Source organism: uncultured Microscilla sp., from assembly GCF_947493425.1.
Lineage (GTDB): Bacteria > Bacteroidota > Bacteroidia > Cytophagales > Microscillaceae > Microscilla.
On sequence record NZ_CANLRP010000002.1, the window covers coordinates 20995 to 38710 of the forward strand.

The following is a 17716-nucleotide window of genomic DNA, read 5'->3' on the forward strand; positions in this document are numbered from 1 at the left end:
CAATGCCTACTTTGTTTATTGGTTTTAGAGCGTATGCAAAAATTTTTGAATCAATTGGTATATTTTGGCTACTTACAAAGCCTGTTTTTACTATTTATTTACCTTTTTTCGCCCACACGTAGAAAAACCCTGAATCAATATTTGATTGTGTTGGTGTTGGTGTTAACTGTAGGGCTTACGGGGCGGGTGTTGTATTTGTCAGGTGCTTTTGGCAAAAACTTCAAACTCATTACCATTTCCGAGTTTGCCATTTTGTTGTTTGGAGCTACCATATATTTGTTTACTCGTTCGTCTTTGTTTGACAAACGCTTTAGTTATCGCGATTTGGTGCATTATATTCCAGGGGTGGTGTATATCATCCTGATTACGGTATTTTTTATCATACCTACCAAAGAAGCCTATATAGCCAAGTATAAGAGCGGACAACTACTTCAAATGTCTATTTGGTTTGCCGGAGTGGGTTTGTTGTTCAACATTACGTATTGGGCGCTTAGTTTTCGTTTGTTTTTTGCCTTTAAGAAAAAACTACAAGATGAGTTGAGCTATGTGATCAAAACGCGGTTTTTCCTGAATTTTTTGATAGCCATAGGAGCCTGTTTATTGTGCTGGGTGGTGGTTTATTTGATGAGTATTTATGGAAATAAGTTTATTGCCCAAACCACTCGACAAGCCCTTTGGTTGAGCATTGCCCTCATTATTCTTTTGATTGCTTATTATGGTATGACAGCGCCCGACTTGTTTAGGTTGGCATCAGTAGTAAAAACCAAAAAATATGCACATTCTCGATTGTCGCAAAAAGACCTTGATCAGCTAAAACATAAGCTGGAACAATTAATGGAAAACAAGAAACCTTACCTCAACCGTAAACTGTTGAAGTCAGAGCTTGCCGATTTGCTAGGGGTGAGCAATCCTGAGATTGCCCGTTTGTTAAATGAACGAATCGGTATGACCTTTTTTGAGTATGTCAATTATTACCGTATCAAAGAGTTTATCACATTGGCTCAAACCGAAGAAGCACAAAAGTTTACGATGTTTGGTATTGCACAAGAAGCAGGCTTCAACTCTAAAACTACCTTTAACAAGTCCTTTAAAAAACTAATGGGCGCTTCACCGTCCGAGTACTTTGCCAAGCAAGCGTCATGAGTAGTTAATGCCCAATTACCCATTCATACGCCTCGTCAAAAGTTTTAAAATTTTGAAATACCCTTTGTATACCTTCTTCGCCAGTGGTGGCGTCATGCGCCAATTTTTTCTTCATCAAGTCTTTTGAGTTCATCTCAGCATAAAAGCGTGCTGGAAGCACATTTGCGGTAATGCGTTGCCCTGGGTAGTTAAGTTTTTCGCCCAAAACAGGAAACAATTCTTTACTGAGCCATTCGCTGGCTTTGAGGTCTACAAGCTCGATGGCTGATCCATCTATGAGCCATTTTAATGCTTTAAATTCTACTGCTTTCTCAATCGCCTTGTACCAGGCTTCCTGAGCAAACTCTAATTGTACCAGCCCCCTGGCTTCTACAATCAACAAGTTGAGTTCAGCAATATGGTACAGTCTATAATTTTTGTTTTGAAAAAAGATGTTATCTGATGATTTTATATAGTTCATAGTGAATGTTCTGATTTTTTGATGCTACTCAAAAATTAGCAACAATCGTACAATCACTATTTTCTTTGGCTATTTTCAATGAATAGCCATTATTTGCCACCAATTTTTTGGGACAAAAAAAACCTCCTGAGAAACAAATCTTAGGAGGTTAGTTTTTATAGCTTTGTTATTTTTGTCTAAGACAAAAGGGAGGCTTACATCATTCCACCCATTCCGCCCATGCCACCTGGCATTCCGGCAGGCATTCCGCCACCAGCAGCACCAGCTTCTTCTGGCTCGTCAGCAATTACTGCCTCAGTAGTAAGCAATAGTCCAGAGATAGAAGCAGCGTTTTCAAGCGCCAAGCGAGTTACTTTAGTTGGGTCAATTACCCCAGCTGCGATCAAGTCTTCAAACTTGTTAGAACGGGCATTGTAACCAAAAGAACCTTCACCTTCACGTACTTTGTGTACAATTACGCTACCTTCTAAACCAGCGTTAGAAACGATGGTACGTAGAGGAGATTCCAAAGCAGTGCGGATAATGTTTACACCAGTTTCTTCGTCTTCATTAACAAATTCAACTTTGTCTAATGCATCCAAAGCACGGATCAAAGCAATACCACCACCAGTTACAGTACCTTCTTGTACCGCAGCACGGGTAGCGTGCAATGCATCATCTACACGGTCTTTCTTTTCTTTCATTTCTACTTCGGTAGCTGCACCAATGTACAAGATAGCTACACCACCAGATAATTTAGCCAAACGCTCTTGTAGCTTTTCTTTGTCATAGTCAGAAGTAGTGTTTTCGATTTGAGATTTTATCTCGTTTACACGTCCTTCAATACGACCAGCCTCACCGCTACCATTTACAATAGTAGTATTGTCTTTGTCTACGATGATCTTTTCGCAAGTACCTAAGTGATCGATACCAGCGTTTTCTAGTTTGTAACCTTGCTCTTCAGAAATCACTGTACCACCAGTAAGGATAGCAATGTCTTGCAACATAGCCTTACGACGATCGCCAAAGCCAGGAGCTTTAACAGCAGCAATTTTCAAAGAACCACGGATTTTGTTTACTACCAAAGTAGCCAATGCTTCACCATCAACATCTTCAGCAATGATCAACAAAGGTCTGCCAGTTTGTGCAACAGCTTCCAAAACAGGCAATAATTCTTTCATGTTAGAAACTTTCTTCTCAGAGATCAAGATATAAGGAGTCTCTAAGTCAGCTTCCATTTTTTCAGTATCGGTTACAAAGTAAGGAGAAAGGTAACCACGGTCAAACTGCATACCTTCCACTACTTTTACTTCAGTCTCAGTACCTTTAGCTTCTTCAACAGTGATTACACCATCTTTACCAACTTTTTCCATAGCCTGAGCTATCATTGTACCGATCTCTTTGTCGTTGTTAGCCGAGATAGTAGCAACCTGAGTGATTTGGTCGTTGTTTTCTACAGCTTTAGACTGGTTGTTACGCAAGTCTTTTACAACAACATCAACAGCTTTGTCAATACCGCGCTTCAAATCCATTGGATTAGCACCAGCAGCAACGTTTTTGATACCCGCAGAGAAAATAGCCTGAGCCAATACAGTAGCAGTAGTAGTACCATCACCAGCAGTGTCTGCTGTTTTAGAAGCTACTTCTTTTACCAATTGAGCACCCATGTTCTCAATCGCGTCTTTCAAATCAATTTCTTTGGCAACGCTTACCCCATCTTTGGTAATAGAAGGAGCACCAAATTTCTTGTCGATGATTACATTTCTTCCTTTAGGACCCAAGGTTACTTTTACGGCGTTTGCCAAAGTATCCAATCCTTTTTTTAATTTATCACGAGCGTCAGTATCAAAAAATATCTCTTTAGCCATAACTAAAAATGATTATTATATTCGTTTTGTAAAATAGTAAAGTTGATAGTGTGGCAGTAATGGTTACTGCCTAAATCTGGTTTGTCAAGAAAACCTAAACAATAGCAAAGATGTCAGCTTCACGCATGATCAAATACTCTTTGCCTTCCACGGTAATTTCTGTACCAGCATATTTACCATACAATACTTGGTCACCTGCTTGTACAGTCAAAGGTTCGTCCTTTTTACCGTTACCAACTGCTACAATTTTACCTCTTTGAGGTTTTTCTTTAGCAGTATCAGGAATGATGATACCAGAAGCAGTTTTTTCTTCAGCTTCTGCAGGCTCTACAAGCACTCGGTCAGCTAACGGTTTAATATTCAAAGCCATTTTATTATAATTTGAGTTTACTAAAAATATTGAAACAAAGGTGTATTAAAAACTAATGATTGACAGAGGCAAGGTAATGAGATATGCACACTTACCCTATCACTAAGATTAGTTTACCTACTGTTTTATCATTTCCTATGCCAATCGTTTTTTTGACAGTTTGAGTGGGTAATAGTCTGCCATTTTTACTGTTTTCTTACATGATACAGCCAAACTATGACATTCCTGTAGTCTCTGTAAATTGGGTGTTGTGCAGAATATAATTCGTTAAAATGTTTGTTTATTACATTTAAAAATTGTGTTTATTGTTGTTGTTTATAATAATAAATTGTAAATGTTGTTTTTTATAAAACAACCGTCGGAGTTCAAGTACTGACAAAATTTACCAACAATAAATAAGATATATGAAAGCATTAGATAAAGACTGGCTAACTTCTCATTTGATCGACTTTGAGTACAAAAAGTACATTTTGTTAGCCTATCTAAAAGACATCAGACAACAGTTCGACAGGGTGGCTTTATACCCGTATTTGTCAGACATGGTATTTCATTATAAAAACTTACTGGCAATTAAAGAAAACAAAGAAGTACTCTTTCAAAGTTTCCCTGAGACAGTGTCGAAAGCTGACTTTGAAACATTGAGTTTGCATTATAAAAAAATTGTAGAAAGCGATGATATTATAGATGAGTTGGAGGCGATTATAGAGTATGCCGCTCCTCAGTTTAAGACAATGTTGAGCGAAGGCAAAGATATTTTTGAATATATAGAGGAAAACATTGAAATTTTGCCAGTGGGCATTACACCATTACATTTTCAAGAAGGATATTTCTTTTTACAACAACAAGGAAAAAAAGATACACAGGTATATGAATATCAGGTCTCTATATTTGAAAATGCCAACGAAAAATACCGGGGTATTCATACTTCTTTTGTTGAGAGCATTACCCGAGGCATTGGACGCACCTTTGAGAGCTTAAAGTTAGAATTGATACGCAAATACAAAAAACTGCCTAACCCGGCTACTTACCTCATCAACTCGCAAGTGGTTTGTCCGGTAAACGCTACATTGTTGCCCGTATCTAAGCGAATGCTCATGAAATACCTGGCAACGGTACATTAATGATTTAAATATTGATGAATAGAAGAGGCAGAAACAGGGGTGTTCAGATAACCATGTTTCTGTCTCTTTTGCTAAAGCAATAAAGCAGATTGGCTAATGTTGTTTCACACATTCATACATCGTTTGTGTAATAGACAACCAAACAATGTATGTAACCTTGTCTGATTGTGTAGGCAAGTTTTTTTAGCCCTAAGTAGCAGCAAGTAATTAGCTATAAGCCCTTAGATACCGATGCTACAAGTAAGAGCAGGTTGCTCATTATAAGGTTAAGCCTACTCATTAGGCATGTTTAATGCTGCCTTGGTACTTAACTTGTCTAGCTTTATATTAGCTCAAGTTTATACGTTGGGCTTGATTATAAATCTACAATTGAAAAGTTAATCAGATAATTTTTGATAGTAAGCTTTTCTACATATTCCAATTATTTTTTTCATCTCCCCTCTAAATCTTTCATCAGGCATTTCCTCAATTTTTGCGAACCAGTATGCTTGCAAACCAACCTCAAGCTAATAAGAGCTTTACTCAACTCCGCTGCTTGGCAAAGGCTTTGTTAAGGAAACAGGCTATACAGTGTTGAAAACCACTTTCATAGGTGACATTCACAATGCTCGAATAGTTCATTGATTCTATCAAGGCTTAGCGTTATAAAGTGCTTGAAAAATACAGGTTTTGTGTTGTTTTACTCCTGTTTTTCCGCAAAAGAGCGATTTTATAATACATGTATTGAAAAGACTTGAAAAATCACCTTTGTTGAAGAGAAATTTTAGTAAGTTTAAAGTATCTACAAATCAATCAAATAAGTTGCTCATAAATTTTATTAACTAATGTTACGCAGTAATTTCCAAGTTTGCTTATTTATATTGTTTGATGGTAGCCCAATCATTTAGTAACGTGCTCAAAATAAGCTTTTGATTTTTAGGACAAATACGCGTAACTGGCTGAAGCATTTAGCCTTTGGCAGCGCTACGGGCAATAAAAACTTACAGTCCCGGCGGAACTGCCGGGGTAACGAAAGGCAGTAAAGCGAACCGCAGAACGAAGTTCAAGCTCAGCGAAACTAATATGTTCTAAACCGGACATCCTTCAAAGTCCCGATTTCTTATCGGGGTTATTGTTGAGGGTTATGCTCGAAATCCCGTTCACGGGGCGAACAGGTTACTTAGCAATAAAGTCATATAACCATCAAAATAAGTAAGTCTGTGTAACTACAGTTAGTAATTAAAGATTATTTGATTTGTTAAGAGTAGCTCTATTTAAGGTACGAACAAGTCTAACGCTATTTTACTTATGAACAATGAATTTACCAGCCAGGTAAACCTTGCAATGATTGCATTTGCCAAACAAGCATACTATGACTCAATAGTGGCATTGGCCATGGCGTATACCGACGAAAATTTGTGGAGTCAAGCAGGAGAGTTTCAGGCTCCCTCAGAAAGCTTGAGCAATTCTCTGGAGATTATCACTCGTTTGATTGAATTGCCCGAAATCGAAGTACAAGATTTTGTGCATAGAATTATACAACAAATGCAAGAAGTACTAGAGACTACCCATCAAAATAGTACGGAGGTGTTTGAACAAGCCATATATAATACGCGACATTTGGTAGATGCTTTTTATCAAGGGTTAAGACTACTCAAAGAACAGGGAGTGCCTATAGGGGTAAATCAAGATCCTCACATCAAGTTGGGCTTTTTTCTCGAACATGGTAAAATTAATGTACACTTATATGGTAAAATATCCAATAGCCCGTCTGGGTTAAACTCTGTAGAGGCACAACAGCTTCAAGATGCATTTTTGCAAATTATGGATACTGGTTCCAACTACCAACAAATGATTAACTTAGCAGCGCGTTTATCTAACCAGGGGCAATACGAGGATAGTAATACACTTTTGGTGAAAATTATAGAGCAATATCCAGAAGAAAAAGCCAGTAGCTTGAACTTGATTGGTGCGAATTGGTTTTTTTTGACAAACTATGAGCAAGCCATCGAGTATTATGTAAAAGCACGTGATGCAGGAGAAAGTGAAGACATGATTGATTTCAATGTATGGGAAGCTTGTCGCGAGTTGTACAAGGAGGCTGATACACCCGAAGAAGCGCTACATTGGAAAAATTACTACAAACGATTATTCCCTCAAGGTAAACATAGGTTTTAAAGTATATAGTTGAGCTTTTGCCTTACTATCGTAAAGACATTTTGTCATACTTTATTAGTTTGGCAAACTTTTCAAGGTAGTTGCGTGTAGTAATTTTTGATTTTGTGAACTCAACAAATCCGGTCATTGTAATTTATATTTTAACACAATCTAAATATTGGATTGATCAGCCAATAACAAATCTTATTTTGAGTTATATTCACAAATCTTGCAAACTACCAGATAAAACGAAGACAATTTCAACAAAACAATATGGCAGATAATCAAAAACATCTTACTCCAAGAGAAATCGTAGCCGAGCTTGACAAATATATCATAGGACAAAATGACGCAAAAAAACAAGTAGCTATTGCTTTGCGTAACCGTTGGAGACGAATGAATAGTACTGATGATATGCGGCAAGAAATAGTACCCAACAATATTTTGATGATTGGTGCTACTGGGGTAGGTAAAACCGAAATAGCCCGCCGTTTAGCTAAAATAGCTGATGCCCCCTTTACCAAAGTAGAAGCCTCTAAATTTACCGAAGTTGGATATGTTGGTCGTGATGTAGAAAGCATGGTACGCGACCTTGTAGAACAAGCCATTAATATGGTGAAGGCGTCTAAGCGAGAAACAGTACAAGAACGTGCCACCGAAATTGTAGAAGAAATTATATTAGATGCCCTTATTCCTCCAGTGCGTGATGCCTCCGCTCAAAATTCGTTTACTGGTTTTACAATGGATGTTACCCCTGACGAAACCTCGTCGATGAGTAAGGTTGATCAGGAGTTGAACGAAAAAACCCGTGACCGTTTCCGCGAGAAAATTCGAAATGGCGAAATGGATGAACGAAAAATTGAAATCAACATTTCGCAAAATGGCATGGGCAATGTAGGCATGGTAGGTCCTGGTATGGATGAAATGGCAATGATGAATATCCAAGAGATGATTAATGGAATGTTGCCTAAGAAAAGTAAAAAACGAAAGGTAACAATTGCCGAAGCCCGCAAGATATTGTTGGAAGAAGAGGTAAACAAACTCATCGACATGGATGAGGTAAAAGAAGAAGCCTTAAAGAAAGCCGAAAATACCGGGATGATCTTTATAGATGAGATCGATAAAATTGCCCGTGGTTCAAGCGGAGGCAGTGGACCTGATGTAAGTCGTGAAGGTGTACAACGTGATCTGCTCCCTATAGTAGAAGGTAGTTCTATCAATACCAAATACGGAGTACTTAAGTCTGACCATATTTTATTCGTTGCAGCTGGAGCATTTCATGTGTCTAAACCCTCTGATTTGATCCCTGAATTGCAAGGGCGTTTCCCAATCAGGGTAGAGCTCAGCAGTTTGACCAAAGAAGATTTCTACCAAATTTTGAAAGAGCCTAAAAACGCTTTGACTAAGCAGTACGAAGCAATGTTACATGCCGAAGGAGTATCACTTGCTTTTGAGGATGATGCGCTAGAGCAACTTGCCGAAATGGCTTACCAGATCAACCTTGAGGTAGAAAATATAGGTGCACGTCGTCTACATACTGTTATGAGTCATCTGCTGAACGACTTCTTGTTTGATGTACCTGATGTGATTGGACCCAATGCCAAGATTTTGGTTACCAAAGATATGGTACAAGAAAAACTTTCTAGTCTGATACAAGATAAAGATTTAAGTCAGTTTATACTTTAAGCCATAAGTTGTTAGTTACAAGCTTATAGCTTTGGTAGAGTAAGCCTTGAGTGTTATTTTCAATGATAATACTCAAGGTTTTTTTATGCCTATGAAGGGTGAAAGCGTAAAATGCCTGAGTTTGAAGCTTGTTGCCTGTAGCTGATCGCTTGTTGCTAAAAAGAAAAATCTTAATTTTGCCACTCATAAGAATCAAAACATAGAATTTATGGCGACTACTTCAGATATTTCAAGAGGTGCATTTATCCGACTAAACGGTGAGTTGGGCGTGGTGATGGAATACGAACACGTAACTCCTAACAAAACCCGCGCAATGTACCATGTAAAGCTCCGTAATATCCGCACTAGCAAAATCATCGAACACCGTTATCGCTCAGGTGAAACTGTAGATATAGAACGGGTAGAAACTAAAGAGCTACAGTATATTTATAAGGAAGGTGATGCTTTGGTGTGTATGGACCCTACTACTTTTGAGCAAACGATGATTGATAGTTCATTGGTAGGCGATACCCTTAAGTTTGTAAAAGAGGAGATGATGATCAGTGTAGGATTTGACTCTAACGAAAATCCTATTTTTGCTGAGGCTCCTACCTTTGTTGAGCTAGAAATAACCTATACCGAGCCAGGGCTCAAGGGCGATACGGCTACCAACACTCTAAAACCTGCCACTTTAGAAACAGGTGCCGAAATAAGAATACCTTTGTTTGTAGACACTGGCGAGATAGTAAAGATAGATACTCGCACTGGAGAGTATGTAGAACGGGTAAAAAAATAAACAAACAATTATCAAGTCCTGAATAACCCTGTGTAACTATCTGTTGCATAGGGTTGTTGTTTTTAGGTGGTTTTGTGTCATCGCCTTATGGTCATTATAGTAAGCAAAGCTTCGCCTCAATGCCCGAAATCTACTTTTGAACCTTATCCATTGATTTTTGTTATATTTGTAAAATTTTTAGATCATAACTGACCTAAACGAAGATGCAAAGCGTTTAGGTTGAAATTATTGAATGCCATGTTTCCAAAGTATGATGTTATAGTAGTAGGAGGGGGGCACGCAGGGTGCGAAGCAGCTTCTGCTGCTGCCAATCTGGGTTCTAAAGTTTTGTTGATTACCATGGATATGAACAAGATCGCTCAAATGTCTTGTAATCCGGCCATGGGTGGCGTAGCTAAAGGACAGATTGTGAGAGAGATAGATGCATTGGGCGGTATGAGCGGCATTGTCACTGATAAAACAATGATTCAGTTCCGAATGTTGAACCGATCCAAAGGAGCCGCTATGTGGAGCCCACGTTGCCAAAGCGATAGAATGCGCTTTGCCGAAGAATGGAGAATTACCTTGGAGCAAAACCTCAATGTAGATTTTTGGCAAGACATGGTGGTGGGTATGGTCGTGAAAGACAACCGGGTAAGTGGAGTAGTGACTTCTATGGGGCTTGAGATTTTAAGTAACTCAGTGATTCTCACCAGTGGCACTTTTATGAATGGCTTGATCCATATAGGAGAAAAACAGTTTGGAGGAGGCAGAGCTGGGGAACGAGCTTCTAAAGGTATTACCGAGCAGTTGGTGCAGTTGGGTTTCGAGGCAGGGCGAATGAAAACTGGAACTCCCCCACGCATTGATGCCCGTTCGATCAACTATGACGTAATGGAAGAACAAGCCGGAGACGTAGATCCTGGCAAGTTTTCTTATACTGATACTCCTAAGCTCAAAGAACAACGGAGTTGTCATATTACTTATACCAATAAAAAAGTGCACGCCATACTGGAGAAAGGTTTTGACAAATCTCCTATGTTTGCAGGGCGTATCAAAGGCATAGGTCCTCGTTATTGCCCCTCTATCGAAGATAAAATCAATCGTTTTGCCGAGCGCGAACGCCATCAAATATTTGTGGAACCCGAAGGCTGGAATACAGTAGAAGTATATGTCAATGGTTTTTCTACTTCGTTGCCCGAAGAGGTACAGTATGAAGCCTTGCACAGTATTGTAGGTTTCGAAAATGCCAAAATGTTTCGCCCTGGATATGCCATTGAGTATGATTATTTTCCGCCTACCCAATTGAAAATGACGCTTGAAACCAAGCTGGTTGAAAACTTATTTTTTGCTGGGCAAATCAATGGAACCACTGGCTACGAAGAAGCGGCTTGTCAGGGAATGATGGCAGGAATCAACGCTCACTTGAAGGTAAAAGAAGAAAATCCATTTATTTTGAGTCGTTCTGAGGCATACATTGGGGTATTGATAGATGACTTGATCAATAAGGGCACAGATGAACCCTACCGTATGTTTACTTCAAGGGCTGAATACCGTATTTTATTGCGTCAAGACAATGCTGATTTGCGATTGACCGAGAAGTCTTACAAATTAGGGCTTGCTTCAGAAAAGCGCATGCAACGCGTGCGGGAAAAAAGAGGGCAAATCAAGCAAATGTCTGAAGAGTTGGCAAAGATCAAATACAAACCCAACGAGATTAACGATCATTTACAAACCTTGGGTACTGCCTCTATCAAAGAAAAATCGGCCTTGATCAACCTGGTAAAACGACCTGAAGTAAGTTTTGAAAAGCTGAGAAGTTTGGAAGGAAGCGTAGCAGAATTTTTAAACCAGTTTGATCACGAAGTAGTAGAGCAAGTAGAGATTTTGACTAAATATGCTTCTTATATTGACAAAGAAGAAAAAATGGCGCAAAAGCTTTATGAACTGGAAGGTTTTCGGATTCCGGTAAGCTTTGACTATGACAACCTCAAAGCCATTTCGTCTGAAGGACGTGAAAAACTCAAAACTATTCGCCCTGATACTATAGGGCAAGCTTCACGCATTAGTGGTGTATCACCATCAGACATTTCTATTTTAATGGTGTACCTGGGGCGTTAATTCAAAAAGATATACATAAACAAAAAGCGGAAGTATCACCTCCGCTTTTTTGTAAACCAATGTAAGGCATTACGATACAGTAATAATATCCCTTTTGCCTGTTTATAAGGAAAACAGTTGAGTTGAAAATCAAGACAACTGTTTAAATAATCTATTATTGATATAGTTGGCTTTTGTGTTCCTAGCTGGCCAGAGAATAATTGCTATTGGATTCAAAAACTCAATAAAAGGTTAAGTAAATGTTTGTTTTCATTGCCGCTGATACCAGCGGCCAAGTGTAAGTATGATATTTATGTATTGTAGAATTACTTTAGGTTTTTACTTCCATCAGCCTGGTACATATACCTGAAAGTATAAGTGGCCGATTGATCTTTAAAAGCATCAGGCGTAGCCGGAGCATCTTTATAATAGCTTAGTATCTCTACCTTAGCATACTTGCCATCAAAGGTTTTTACCATAATTACCTTACCAGCAATGGGGGTAATCAAGTGCGAAGGAGGTCCAGCGTAATTGTACCATCCATTGTTGCTTCCGGCAGGTACTGCCAAGCCCTCGTTACTGTCTTGACGAAATTCCTCGCTTTCTGGAGCTGTAGTGAGTTCTTCAAACACACCAGTTTTGATTACTGCACCCGCTTGTCCACTCCCGCTAATTCCACTATTAAAAATGATGCTGGTGCCTTTAAAACCAATGTCCCAGTTTTCGCTTTTGCTTACAGTAGTGCCTTTTTCAAGGCTAAAATATACATAAGGATTTTCCTGAATTACCTTGCCTGTAGCGCGGTCAACCACATCGCCAGGGGCTGCCAGGTTTTTATGTGTTTTGGTTTCTAAAGGAGGAATTACAGTTTCAGAGGCTTCTTTCTTACAAGCGGTACAAGTGAGCAGAACACCTGCCACCATCAGAAAAATAAGGCTAAATCTAGTCATTGTTTCTACACTATTTGTTATTAAAAATTGATTCTAATCCAAGGCACTTGTGTACCATTTATAAAGTTTTGCCTGGGGCACTTTTTTGCCATTGATAGCTCACCCGTATGTACCACAGTCTACCTGCAATGCCGGGTATTTCAGTGGCGTTTTTAAACCCAAAGAGGTTGTCAACACCTATTTGTGCCCTTAGTTCCTTATACAATCGTTGACTCAAGGAGGCATTCCAAAGCCAATACCCCGCAACATACTCATTGTCAGTGTCTAATATTTGATTGTTGTTCATATCAGCCAACCCATAGCGTCCCCGGTAAATACCTCGTAAGCTGGCGTTGAAACCTTTGCGTAGGTGCTCATAAAACAGGCGTACATTCCACATATGACGCGAGCGGTTAAATAAGCCTCCATACTCAGCGGGGCGCACCCTGGTAGTGACCAATGTTTGAGGATCACGTTTAAACACTTCCCCATTGTTTAATTGGTCAACCACGGATTTATCTTTGGCAATTAAATATTGATAACCCGCCATTAACTTTACATTTTTGAACAACCGATAACTACCATTAAATTCTACCCCTTGAGTAAATACCTCGCGTAAATTGGCGTAGCTAAATACCGATTGGCTATTGGTTTTGCGGGCAACAATTTGGGTTTCAATCAGATTTTGTACATCATTCCTAAAAAAATTGATACTTGTGTTTAGCCCGCTTTTCCACCGGGTTTCAATCCCAATATTGTAGGCTATAGAACTTTCAGGTTTTAAATCTTGAAACTGAGATATATCAGCAAATACTGCCGATATCTGTCCAGCACTATTGAGTTGTTCTATTCCTGTAGCCAATGCCTGGGTACCAAATACACTATAACCCGCTACTGCGTTGCTAAAATTTAAGTACAATTGTCTAAAGTCAGGTGCTTTAAATCCTACCCCTGCCGAACCCCGCACTGCCAACCAGGGCAGGGCTTGAAACCTTGCCGAAAGTTTGGGACTGACTTGGTTGCCATAAACCGAATGCTGATCAAACCTAAGCCCTGTAATCACTGACAGCTTTTTTATTGGTGTCCACTCGTGTTGCCCAAAGGCATACAATGTACTAAAGCGTTGTTGGGTGGTGTAGCGGGTAGCCTCTACCGACTCCAAGGTGCTGCCTATGCCCAGCGTTAAAAAATGCTGTTTGTTGATATAATAATTGGCGACCACTTCAGGGCGGCTAAATTTCTGTTTAAAAAAGCTTTCATCATACACACTTTGGTCTTGCTCGTAGCGTAGCAGTGAGCGAGTAGAGTATTGGGTGTGGTAAAGCTTATATTTGAACTGTACATTCGGTGTAAGCTTATGTTCTGCCACTGCATGTATATTCATATCTGTTTGTGTCCCATCCCCACTTACTATCACAGGTGAGTTGCTACCTATATTGGCTTTTTGCTGTTGGCTTTCGCCAAAATATCTACCCGACAAAGAGAACTTAAACTTTGGGTTGAGTTTGTATTGCAACTTTGCCTGAAAGGTATGATTGCGAAAAGGTTCCACAGTAGCCCCCTCCATAGTAGGTGTAAGGTCATAGCCTGCACTTTGGTAGCTATCAGCAAATAAAGAAACCGCCAATTTTTTGTGGCGAAAGCCTACTTTACCATTGACATTAAAGGTTTGGTTTGCTCCGTATTGTACATTGACTCCTCCGTTCAAATCATCTTTGGGTTGGTGAGTAATAATATTAATCACCCCAGCCAAAGCTTCCGAACCATACAAACTTGAACTAGGTCCTTTGACAATCTCTATTTGTTTGATATTATTTACTGCAATCCTCGAAAGAGCCAAAGTACCCGCTGTCCGTCCAATCAATGGTTCCCCATCTATCATAATCAAGGTATAGTCAGCATCAAACCCTTGCATTTGTATTCCTTGACCGTGGTCATTGTTAATAGCAAGCCCAGTTTGTTCTTGCAATACTTCAGTAAGTCTTACTGCCCCTAAAGCCTTGATTTGTTTCTGAGTAATCAGGGTGACAGGGGTAGTAAGCGTACCCAATTGTTTTTCGGTACGAGTAGCAGTTACTACTACTTCTTCCAGTTTGACTGCAGCTATACTGTCTGTCAATCTAGCTTGACTATAGCCGTAGCTCACTGTTATACAAGTGATTATAAATAAGGTGGCAGCATTTTTCATAGTAATTCTGAGTTTGTGTTTGTCAGAAAGACGTTGCAAACAAACCGACTATTTAGAATGATTCCAAATAATTTAAAAGATTTATTTTTATTTAGTCTAAATAAGCTATAAGTTTGTCTTATCAAAATAACACAACAACAGGAGTTTATAATCAAATAGACAAAACTGAATAGACATGGAACAATCTGCAATACATCAAAAAAGCGTAATTACTCAATGGGGTTTAATTGTGGCTTGGGCAAGCTTACTGCTATATAGCTTGATGATAAGTGGTTGTCAGAGTAAAGCCTCTGAGGAAAGCCAACAACAGAGTACGGATAAGGTAAAGAAAACAACTGAGTCGCCGCTCAGAATTGTATCATTGAACGGAACCATTACCGAAGTACTATGTGCACTGGGCTATGAGCAAAACATAGTAGGGGTAGATGTAACAAGCACCTACCCAAGGGCAATCAACAAGTTGCCTAAAATAGGGCACACCCGTAATATGCAGGCAGAAGGCATTATATCTTTGAAGCCCTCGTTGATTTTGGGTAAAACCGAAGAGCTTAAACCTGAGCTAATCCAGCAATTAAAAGCCACTAAGGTCGATCTAGAGCTTTTTAAGTTAGACTATTCTGTTCAGGGAGCCAAGCAGTTGATTAAAGACATCGCTCAAAAACTACCTCCAACCAATGGTGTAGCTATAGAGACGCTCATAAAACAAATAGACCAGTCACTTGCAAAGTTGGAAAAATTGCCGAATACCCCTAAAGTGTTATTTATTTATGCCAGAGGTGCAGGCACTTTGATGGTAGCTGGTAAAAATACCCCCGTACAAAAAATAATTGAGATGGCAGGTGGACAAAATGCCATCAATGATTTTGACAACTTCAAGCCATTGACCGCTGAGGCATTAGTAAAAGCCAACCCTGAGGTGATTTTGATGTTTGAAAGTGGGCTAAAAAGCCTGGATGAGGGCAAAGGGTTGTTGAAAGTACCAGGGGTAGCCAATACCAACGCTGGACGTAACAAAGCTTATGTCGCAATGGATGGTCAGTTGCTTACTGGATTTAGCCCGCGTTTGGGGCAAGCAGTGTATACTTTGAATCAAAAACTGAAAGCCACTCTTGCAACGCAATAGCTACATACTCATTGTATTATCAGTCATTGTCTTACTATCATTGGTGGCAACATCGGGTATGGGGGCTATTCATATTGGCTTTAGCGAGTGGTGGCAAATACTGCTTGCCAAGGCTGGGTGGGTAGAGGAAGTACCTGATGCACAAAAAACGGCCGTTTTATGGGTCATTCGTTTGCCCAGAGTAATCACAAGTTTATTGGTAGGGGCATCGTTGGCGTTGTGTGGTGCTGCATTGCAGGGTTTGTTTCGCAACCCGCTGGCAGACCCTTCCATTATTGGCATTTCTGCCGGAGCCGCTTTTTCAGCAGCATTGGTCATTGTGTTAGCCAGTTCATTGTTGGCGTCTGGTTGGTGGGCAGGCACCCTACTCTCTTTGGTTACTTTTTTGGGAGCAGTGGGGTCTACTTTCCTGGTTTTTGCTTTGGCACGTCAAAAACACCGCACCAATGTTACTATGATGTTGTTGGCGGGTATCGCGCTCAATGCTTTGGCAAGTGCTTGCACTGGGGTACTTATTTTTGTAGCCGATGATGCCCAATTACGCAGTATTACCTTTTGGACCTTGGGCAGCTTGGGTGGTGCCAACTGGACAACCGTGGGGTTGTTAGCACTTGCTACTGGGCTTGCTACAGTATTTTTGTTTCGTTTGGCAAAAGTTTTCAACGCTTTGACACTGGGCGAACAAGAAGCCAAATACATAGGAATGCCCATTGAGCGTCTTAAGGTTCAAGTAGTAATACTTACGGCATTGGCAATAGGTACTGCCGTAGCATTTTGTGGGATGATTGGTTTTGTTGGCTTGGTAGTACCTCATGTTCTTCGTTTGATCGGAGGAGGCAACTATCGGTTTTTATTGCCTGCATCAGTGCTTGCGGGTGCCTTATTGCTTTGTTGGGCAGATACGCTTGCCCGTACTGTAGTGGCTCCTGCTGAAATACCCATTGGGGTAATCACTGCTTTATTGGGGGCACCTGTATTTTTAATAATTTTGTATCGACAAAAAAATGCACTAAATTAATGTTACAACTACGCCAGGTAGACTATCGCATCAAGTCGCAAGATATTCTTAAAAATATTTCTTTTGATACAATCAAAGGTGAACTAATTGCCGTGGTAGGTGCTAACGGGGCGGGTAAATCTACATTGATGAAGTTGATCAGTCAGGAGTACTTGCCTACCCAAGGGAAAATTGCCTGGAAAGGAACCCCTTTTGCCAAAGCTACCATTAAGCAAATGGCTTATGAACGGGCAATATTGACCCAAAATATTCACATGAGCCAAGATTTCCCCGTAGAGGAAGTTGTGCTCATGGGGCGTTATCCTCATTTTAAACATCGACCTGGTAAATACGATTGGGAAGTGGTTCAAAAAGTGAGTGAGCAAACCGGCATACAACCGCTGGCAAAACGTAATTATGCGTCACTGTCGGGAGGTGAAAAGCAAAGGGTTCAATTGGCAAGGGCTTTAGCACAATTGCATCAACAGACAGGTACCACCATCTCCAAACTATTGTTGCTGGATGAGCCTTTGAATAACTTAGATATTCGTTATCAACACCGTTGTTTACAGCTGACTAAAGGTTTTGCCCGCAATGGAAATGTAGTATTACTGGTGATTCATGACTTGAACCTGGCGGCATTGTATGCCGATAAAATTTTACTATTGAATCAAGGACAATTAGAGGCTTATGGAACACCAAAAGAAGTATTGACTGAACAATGTTTAAACAAATGTTATCAGTTTTCGGTGAAGGTGGCTACCCACCCATATCACCATTGTCCGGTAGTGTACTTTGGCGATTTCGATAAAGTATCCTGCCAGTCATCTATCCATCAACCCCAGACCATTATATAAGAATT

Annotated in this window: 14 protein-coding genes; 9 read left to right on the forward strand and 5 right to left on the reverse strand. The window is 39.9% G+C overall.

Annotated features, from left to right (window positions below; genetic code table 11):
• Positions 1–33: 33 nt before the first annotated feature.
• Complete coding sequence (locus Q0954_RS00950) at positions 34–1143, forward strand: helix-turn-helix domain-containing protein (RefSeq protein ID WP_299452466.1); 1110 nt, start codon at positions 34–36, stop codon at positions 1141–1143.
• 4 nt (positions 1144–1147) lie between these two features.
• On the opposite strand, the gene Q0954_RS00955 is transcribed toward Q0954_RS00950, so the two are convergent.
• The 3 genes from Q0954_RS00955 to Q0954_RS00965 all read right to left on the reverse strand — a co-directional run bounded on the left by Q0954_RS00955 (position 1148) and on the right by Q0954_RS00965 (position 3820).
• Positions 1148–1603: a hypothetical protein gene (locus Q0954_RS00955; protein ID WP_299452468.1), complete on the reverse strand. Its 456-nt coding sequence runs from the start codon at positions 1601–1603 to the stop codon at positions 1148–1150.
• A 194-nt stretch (positions 1604–1797) separates the two neighbouring features.
• Positions 1798–3450 (reverse strand): chaperonin GroEL, encoded by a 1653-nt coding sequence (groL, locus tag Q0954_RS00960; protein WP_299452470.1) that lies wholly within the window; start codon positions 3448–3450, stop codon positions 1798–1800.
• A gap of 94 nt (positions 3451–3544) precedes the next feature.
• A complete protein-coding gene (locus Q0954_RS00965) occupies positions 3545–3820 on the reverse strand; it encodes a co-chaperone GroES (RefSeq protein ID WP_045113505.1) in 276 nt (91 codons plus the stop codon).
• A 404-nt stretch (positions 3821–4224) separates the two neighbouring features.
• Between Q0954_RS00965 and Q0954_RS00970 the strand changes: the two genes are divergently transcribed.
• The 5 genes from Q0954_RS00970 (at position 4225) to mnmG (ending at position 11638) form a co-directional block, all read left to right on the forward strand.
• The gene (locus Q0954_RS00970) at positions 4225–4941 is read left to right on the forward strand and encodes a hypothetical protein (RefSeq protein WP_299452476.1); all 717 of its coding nucleotides are present in this window, start codon (positions 4225–4227) and stop codon (positions 4939–4941) included.
• A gap of 1287 nt (positions 4942–6228) precedes the next feature.
• Positions 6229–7098, forward strand: a complete 870-nt coding sequence (locus Q0954_RS00975; protein ID WP_299452479.1) for a hypothetical protein — start codon at positions 6229–6231, stop codon at positions 7096–7098.
• A gap of 252 nt (positions 7099–7350) precedes the next feature.
• A complete protein-coding gene (gene hslU / locus Q0954_RS00980) occupies positions 7351–8763 on the forward strand; it encodes an ATP-dependent protease ATPase subunit HslU (RefSeq protein ID WP_299452482.1) in 1413 nt (470 codons plus the stop codon).
• Positions 8764–8971: 208 nt separating this feature from the next.
• Complete coding sequence (gene efp, locus Q0954_RS00985) at positions 8972–9538, forward strand: elongation factor P (protein ID WP_299452485.1); 567 nt, start codon at positions 8972–8974, stop codon at positions 9536–9538.
• 237 nt (positions 9539–9775) lie between these two features.
• Positions 9776–11638 carry a tRNA uridine-5-carboxymethylaminomethyl(34) synthesis enzyme MnmG gene (gene mnmG / locus Q0954_RS00990; protein WP_299452715.1) on the forward strand — a complete coding sequence of 621 codons (1863 nt, stop codon included), beginning with the start codon at positions 9776–9778 and terminating at the stop codon, positions 11636–11638.
• Between the two features lie 305 nt (positions 11639–11943).
• On the opposite strand, the gene Q0954_RS00995 is transcribed toward mnmG, so the two are convergent.
• Both Q0954_RS00995 and Q0954_RS01000 read right to left on the reverse strand, forming a co-directional pair.
• Positions 11944–12567 carry an HmuY family protein gene (locus tag Q0954_RS00995; RefSeq protein ID WP_299452488.1) on the reverse strand — a complete coding sequence of 208 codons (624 nt, stop codon included), beginning with the start codon at positions 12565–12567 and terminating at the stop codon, positions 11944–11946.
• Between the two features lie 58 nt (positions 12568–12625).
• A complete protein-coding gene (locus Q0954_RS01000) occupies positions 12626–14734 on the reverse strand; it encodes a TonB-dependent receptor (RefSeq protein WP_299452491.1) in 2109 nt (702 codons plus the stop codon).
• Positions 14735–14909: 175 nt separating this feature from the next.
• On the opposite strand from Q0954_RS01000, the gene Q0954_RS01005 reads away from it, so the two are divergent.
• From Q0954_RS01005 to Q0954_RS01015, 3 genes are read left to right on the forward strand one after another with little or no spacing between them, the layout of a single operon-like run.
• Positions 14910–15857, forward strand: coding sequence for a hemin ABC transporter substrate-binding protein (locus Q0954_RS01005; protein ID WP_299452494.1), 948 nt, complete (start codon positions 14910–14912; stop codon positions 15855–15857).
• Positions 15844–16875 (forward strand): iron ABC transporter permease, encoded by a 1032-nt coding sequence (locus Q0954_RS01010; RefSeq protein ID WP_299452496.1) that lies wholly within the window; start codon positions 15844–15846, stop codon positions 16873–16875. The genes Q0954_RS01005 and Q0954_RS01010 overlap by 14 nt, the downstream gene beginning before the upstream one ends.
• A complete protein-coding gene (locus Q0954_RS01015; protein WP_299452498.1) occupies positions 16875–17711 on the forward strand; it encodes a heme ABC transporter ATP-binding protein in 837 nt (278 codons plus the stop codon). The genes Q0954_RS01010 and Q0954_RS01015 overlap by 1 nt, the downstream gene beginning before the upstream one ends.
• Positions 17712–17716: the final 5 nt, after the last annotated feature.

Excerpts from the sequence above, each read along its gene's own strand:
- hslU (WP_299452482.1), top strand. The coding sequence starts at position 7,351 with ATGGCAGATAATCAAAAACATCTTACTCCAAGAGAAATCGTAGCCGAG.
- Q0954_RS00955 (WP_299452468.1), bottom strand. The coding sequence starts at position 1,603 with ATGAACTATATAAAATCATCAGATAACATCTTTTTTCAAAACAAAAAT.
- Q0954_RS01005 (WP_299452494.1), top strand. The coding sequence starts at position 14,910 with ATGGAACAATCTGCAATACATCAAAAAAGCGTAATTACTCAATGGGGT.
- Q0954_RS01000 (WP_299452491.1), bottom strand. The coding sequence starts at position 14,734 with ATGAAAAATGCTGCCACCTTATTTATAATCACTTGTATAACAGTGAGC.
- Q0954_RS00965 (WP_045113505.1), bottom strand. The coding sequence starts at position 3,820 with ATGGCTTTGAATATTAAACCGTTAGCTGACCGAGTGCTTGTAGAGCCT.
- Q0954_RS00970 (WP_299452476.1), top strand. The coding sequence starts at position 4,225 with ATGAAAGCATTAGATAAAGACTGGCTAACTTCTCATTTGATCGACTTT.
- Q0954_RS00995 (WP_299452488.1), bottom strand. The coding sequence starts at position 12,567 with ATGACTAGATTTAGCCTTATTTTTCTGATGGTGGCAGGTGTTCTGCTC.
- Q0954_RS00975 (WP_299452479.1), top strand. The coding sequence starts at position 6,229 with ATGAACAATGAATTTACCAGCCAGGTAAACCTTGCAATGATTGCATTT.
- efp (WP_299452485.1), top strand. The coding sequence starts at position 8,972 with ATGGCGACTACTTCAGATATTTCAAGAGGTGCATTTATCCGACTAAAC.
- mnmG (WP_299452715.1), top strand. The coding sequence starts at position 9,776 with ATGTTTCCAAAGTATGATGTTATAGTAGTAGGAGGGGGGCACGCAGGG.
- groL (WP_299452470.1), bottom strand. The coding sequence starts at position 3,450 with ATGGCTAAAGAGATATTTTTTGATACTGACGCTCGTGATAAATTAAAA.
- Q0954_RS01015 (WP_299452498.1), top strand. The coding sequence starts at position 16,875 with ATGTTACAACTACGCCAGGTAGACTATCGCATCAAGTCGCAAGATATT.
- Q0954_RS00950 (WP_299452466.1), top strand. The coding sequence starts at position 34 with ATGCAAAAATTTTTGAATCAATTGGTATATTTTGGCTACTTACAAAGC.